The sequence below is a fragment of the Ruegeria sp. J8 genome (assembly GCF_056531925.1).
In genome coordinates this window covers 1-4,027 of the sequence record NZ_JBQFMR010000030.1, presented here as the reverse complement: position 1 = coordinate 4,027, position 4,027 = coordinate 1, and the positions used below count along the sequence as shown (strand labels likewise).

The following is a 4,027-nucleotide window of genomic DNA, read 5'->3' as shown; positions in this document are numbered from 1 at the left end:
GTGTCGAGGATGCATTCATGCGCCACACGACCGGATTCGGAGGTGTAGAGGATCGGATAGGCATCCTGCAGACGCGCTGCGATATAGTTGGCGTTCAGGATCGCAACCTTGGTCGCCTGCGTCAAACCCGCACCACCCATCAGCAGCACATAGGCCCATGAGACCGGCAGGATCGAGGGCGAGCCAAAGGGCGCCGCAGAGACCGGCCCCACGGCGGTGCCGTATTCCGGGTGACCGGGCAGATGCTCTTCCAGATGCGCCTTGACGCCGATCGGGCCCATGCCGGGGCCACCACCGCCATGCGGGATGCAGAAGGTCTTGTGCAGGTTCAGGTGGCTGACATCGCCGCCAATGTCTCCGGGACGCGACAGGCCGACCATGGCGTTCATGTTGGCCCCGTCGATATAGACCTGACCGCCGTGGTCATGGGTGATCTGGCAGACCTCCTGCACGGTGGTCTCGAACACGCCATGGGTCGAAGGGTAGGTGATCATGCAGCCGGCCAGATGATCCGAATGCTTCTCGGCCTTGGCGCGGAAGTCATTCAGGTCGATATTGCCGTTCTCATCCGATTGCACCGGCACCACCTGCCAGCCCACCATCTGCGCCGAGGCCGGGTTGGTCCCGTGCGCCGAGGTTGGGATCAGGCAGACATTGCGGTGCCCTTCGCCGCGGGCGAAGTGATAGTTGCGGATGGTCAGCAGGCCTGCATACTCGCCCTGCGCGCCCGAGTTGGGCTGCTGGGAGATCGCGTCATAGCCGGTGATCTGGCACAGCTTGTCGTTCAGATCGGCAATCATCTCATGATAGCCCTGCGCCTGATCTTCCGGAGCAAAGGGGTGCAGATTGCCGAACTCGGGCCAGGTGACCGGGATCATCTCGATCGTGGCGTTCAGCTTCATGGTGCAGGAGCCCAGCGGGATCATCGCCCGGTCCAGCGCCAGGTCGCGGTCGGCCAGACGGCGCATATAGCGGGTCATCTCGGCCTCGGCCCGGTTCTTGTGGAAGATCGGGTGAGTCAGATAGGGCGTCTCGCGCAGGGCGTAATCCGGCAGGCGGTACGCCACGTTCGAGCTGTCATCCTGACGGTCGATGCCGAAGGCGCCCCAAACCGCCTCAATCGTCTCGGCGCGGGTCTGTTCATCCAGGCTGATGCCCACTTTCGTCTCGCCGACCTTGCGCAGGTTGATGCCACGGGCAACGGCGGCCTCCATAACGGTGGTCTGCAAGTGGCCGACCTCGACCGTGATGGTGTCAAAGAACACCTCGGGTTCGACCGAGAAGCCCGCCTCTTCCAGACCGGCGGCCATGCGCGAGGTTTTGCGGTGCACCGATTGCGCAATCGCCTTGATGCCGTCGGGGCCGTGATAGACCGCGTACATCGAGGCCATCACCGCCAGCAGCGCCTGCGCGGTACAGACGTTCGAGTTGGCTTTTTCGCGGCGGATATGCTGCTCGCGGGTCTGCAGCGCCAGGCGGTAGGCCTTGTTGCCCCGGCTGTCGATGCTGACACCGATGATCCGGCCCGGCATCGCGCGCTTCAGCTTGTCGGTGGTCGCCATATAGGCGGCATGGGGCCCGCCATAGCCCATCGGCACGCCAAAGCGCTGGGTCGATCCGATGGCGATATCCGCGCCCATCTCACCCGGTGACTTCAGCAGCGCCAGCGACAGGATGTCGGCGGCGACGATGGCAATCGCTTTGTGCTCATGCAGCGCCGCGATCTCGGCGGTGAAGTCGCGCACATGGCCGTGGGTGCCGGGGTATTGGAAGATCGCGCCAAAGACGGCGCCTGCTTCCAGTTGGTCGGGATCGCCCACCTGTACGTCGATGCCCAAGGGCTCGGCGCGGGTTTTGATCACAGCGATGGTCTGCGGGTGGCAGTTGCGGTCGACAAAGAAGGCGGCGTTGTTGGCCTTGGACCGACCACCGCGCTTGGCCATCGCCATGGCCTCAGCCGCGGCGGTGGCTTCGTCCAGCAGCGAGGCATTGGCCACGTCCAGCCCGGTCAGATCGCTGACCATGGTCTGGAAGTTCAACAGCGCCTCAAGCCGGCCCTGGCTGATCTCGGGCTGATAGGGCGTATAGGCGGTGTACCAGGCCGGGTTTTCCAGGATGTTGCGCAGGATTGGCGCCGGCGTGGTGGTGCCGTAATAGCCCTGACCGATCAGCGAGGTCAGAACCTTGTTCTTGCTCGCCACCTCTTTCATGTGGAACAGCGCATCGCGTTCCGTCATCGCCGGACCCCAGTCCAGCGGCTCTTTCTGGCGGATCGCGGGCGGGACGGTGGCGTCGATCAGCGCGTCCAGCGTCTTGAAGCCGATCACCTTGAGCATGTCGCGCATCTCGGTCGGGCTGGGCCCGATATGGCGGCGATTGGCAAAGTCATAGGCTTCGTAGTCGGTCAGTTTGAAAGCCATTGCAGCGCTCCTATGAATAAGTCAGGTCGGGCGGAGACCACGCAGGCCTCCGATACATCATCACGAGCCGGTTCGGCCCGAACGGGCGAAGCCCTGTACAGGGCCCCGGTCTGGATCAGCCGATGAAGGCCTTGTAGCCAGCTTCGTCCATCAGATCTTCGAGTTGCGACGCGTCCGCGATCTTGATCTTGTAGATCCACGCCTCACCCTCGGGGTCTTCGTTCAGCGCGCCGGGATTGTCGGCCAGTGCTTCGTTGACCTCGGTGATCTCGCCATCCACCGGCGCATAGAGTTCCGAGGCCGCCTTGACGGATTCGATCACGCCGATCTCGCCGTCTTTCTCGAACTCGTCACCCACTTCCTGCTGTTCCACGAAGACCACATCGCCCAGCTGCTCGGCGGCGTGCTTGGTGATGCCCAGCGTGGCCGTGTCGCCGTCCACATCCAGCCATTCATGTTCTTCGGAATAATAGGTTGCCATGGTCTTTCTCTCCTGACTTCAACGCTTGTAATTCTGGGTGACGAAGGGCAGCGCCACAACCTCGGCCGGTTGCGGCTTGCCCCGGATGATCAGGTTGACCACCTCGCCCGGCGCGCCATGGCCCGCCGCCACATAGCCCATCGCCACCGGTCCACCCACCGTGGGGCCAAACCCGCCCGAGGTGATCTGGCCAATGCTATTGCCCTCGGCGCATTGGATTTCCACGCCCTGACGTGCAGGCGCTCGACCTGTCGGCTTGATGCCCACCAGCTTGCGTGCAGGCCCGTCGGCCAGTTCCTTTTGGATACGCGCAGCGCCGGGAAAGCCGCCCTCCTCCTTGCGGCGCTTCTGGATTGCCCAAGCCAACGAAGCTTCGATCGGAGAGGTGCTCTGGTCGATGTCATTGCCGTAAAGACACAGCCCCGCCTCCAGCCGCAGGCTGTCGCGCGCGCCCAGACCGGCGGCTTCACAATCCTCATGCGCCAGGAACGCGCGGGTCACTTCTATGGCCTTGTCCTCGGGGATCGAGATCTCGTACCCGTCCTCACCGGTGTAACCCAGGCGTGAGATACGGCATTCAACGCCGTTGATATCCGCCACCGTGGTTTCCATGAACTTCAGATCCCGCGCCGCAGGGCAGAGATCGCCCACCACATCCTCGGCCTTGGGTCCCTGCACCGCAACCAGCGCACGGTCGAAGATCTCGGTCACTTCGACGCCGTCCAGATGTTCGCGCATATGCGGAATGTCCTGATGCCGCAGCGCCGCGTTCACTACCACAAAGTAATGGTCCCCCGCATTCGACACGATCAGGTCATCCATGATCCCGCCGTCTTCGTTCGTAAAAAAACCGTAGCGCGCCTTGCCCTCTTTCAGCGTCGCAAAAGCCTGCGGGCACAAAGCTTCCAGCTTCTCCCCCACATTCTCACCGCGCAGAATCACCTGACCCATATGGCTGACGTCAAACACCGCAGCCCTCTCGCGACACTGCGAATGCTCACCCATAATCCCCAAAGAATACTGAACAGGCATCTCCCACCCAGCAAAATCAACCATCTTCCCGCCCAACTCAACATGCAAGTCATACAAAGGCGTGCGCCGCGGTAATGTCATATCTATAACCTTT

The 4,027-nt window shown here is 62.6% G+C and carries 3 protein-coding genes; all 3 read right to left on the bottom strand.

Features of this window, described 5'->3' with window-relative positions; genetic code table 11:
• On the bottom strand, positions 1-2,420 hold a 2,420-nt coding region (gcvP, locus tag ACR0L1_RS23670), incomplete at its 3' end, for an aminomethyl-transferring glycine dehydrogenase (protein ID WP_480861119.1).
• 115 nt (positions 2,421-2,535) lie between these two features.
• A complete protein-coding gene (gene gcvH / locus ACR0L1_RS23665; RefSeq protein ID WP_170775892.1) occupies positions 2,536-2,901 on the bottom strand; it encodes a glycine cleavage system protein GcvH in 366 nt (121 codons plus the stop codon).
• An 18-nt stretch (positions 2,902-2,919) separates the two neighbouring features.
• Entirely contained in the window at positions 2,920-4,014 is a 1,095-nt protein-coding gene (gene gcvT, locus ACR0L1_RS23660) for a glycine cleavage system aminomethyltransferase GcvT (RefSeq protein WP_170791787.1), read from the bottom strand.
• Positions 4,015-4,027 lie beyond the last annotated feature (13 nt).

Excerpts from the sequence above, each read along its gene's own strand:
- gcvH (WP_170775892.1), bottom strand. The coding sequence starts at position 2,901 with ATGGCAACCTATTATTCCGAAGAACATGAATGGCTGGATGTGGACGGC.
- gcvT (WP_170791787.1), bottom strand. The coding sequence starts at position 4,014 with ATGACATTACCGCGGCGCACGCCTTTGTATGACTTGCATGTTGAGTTG.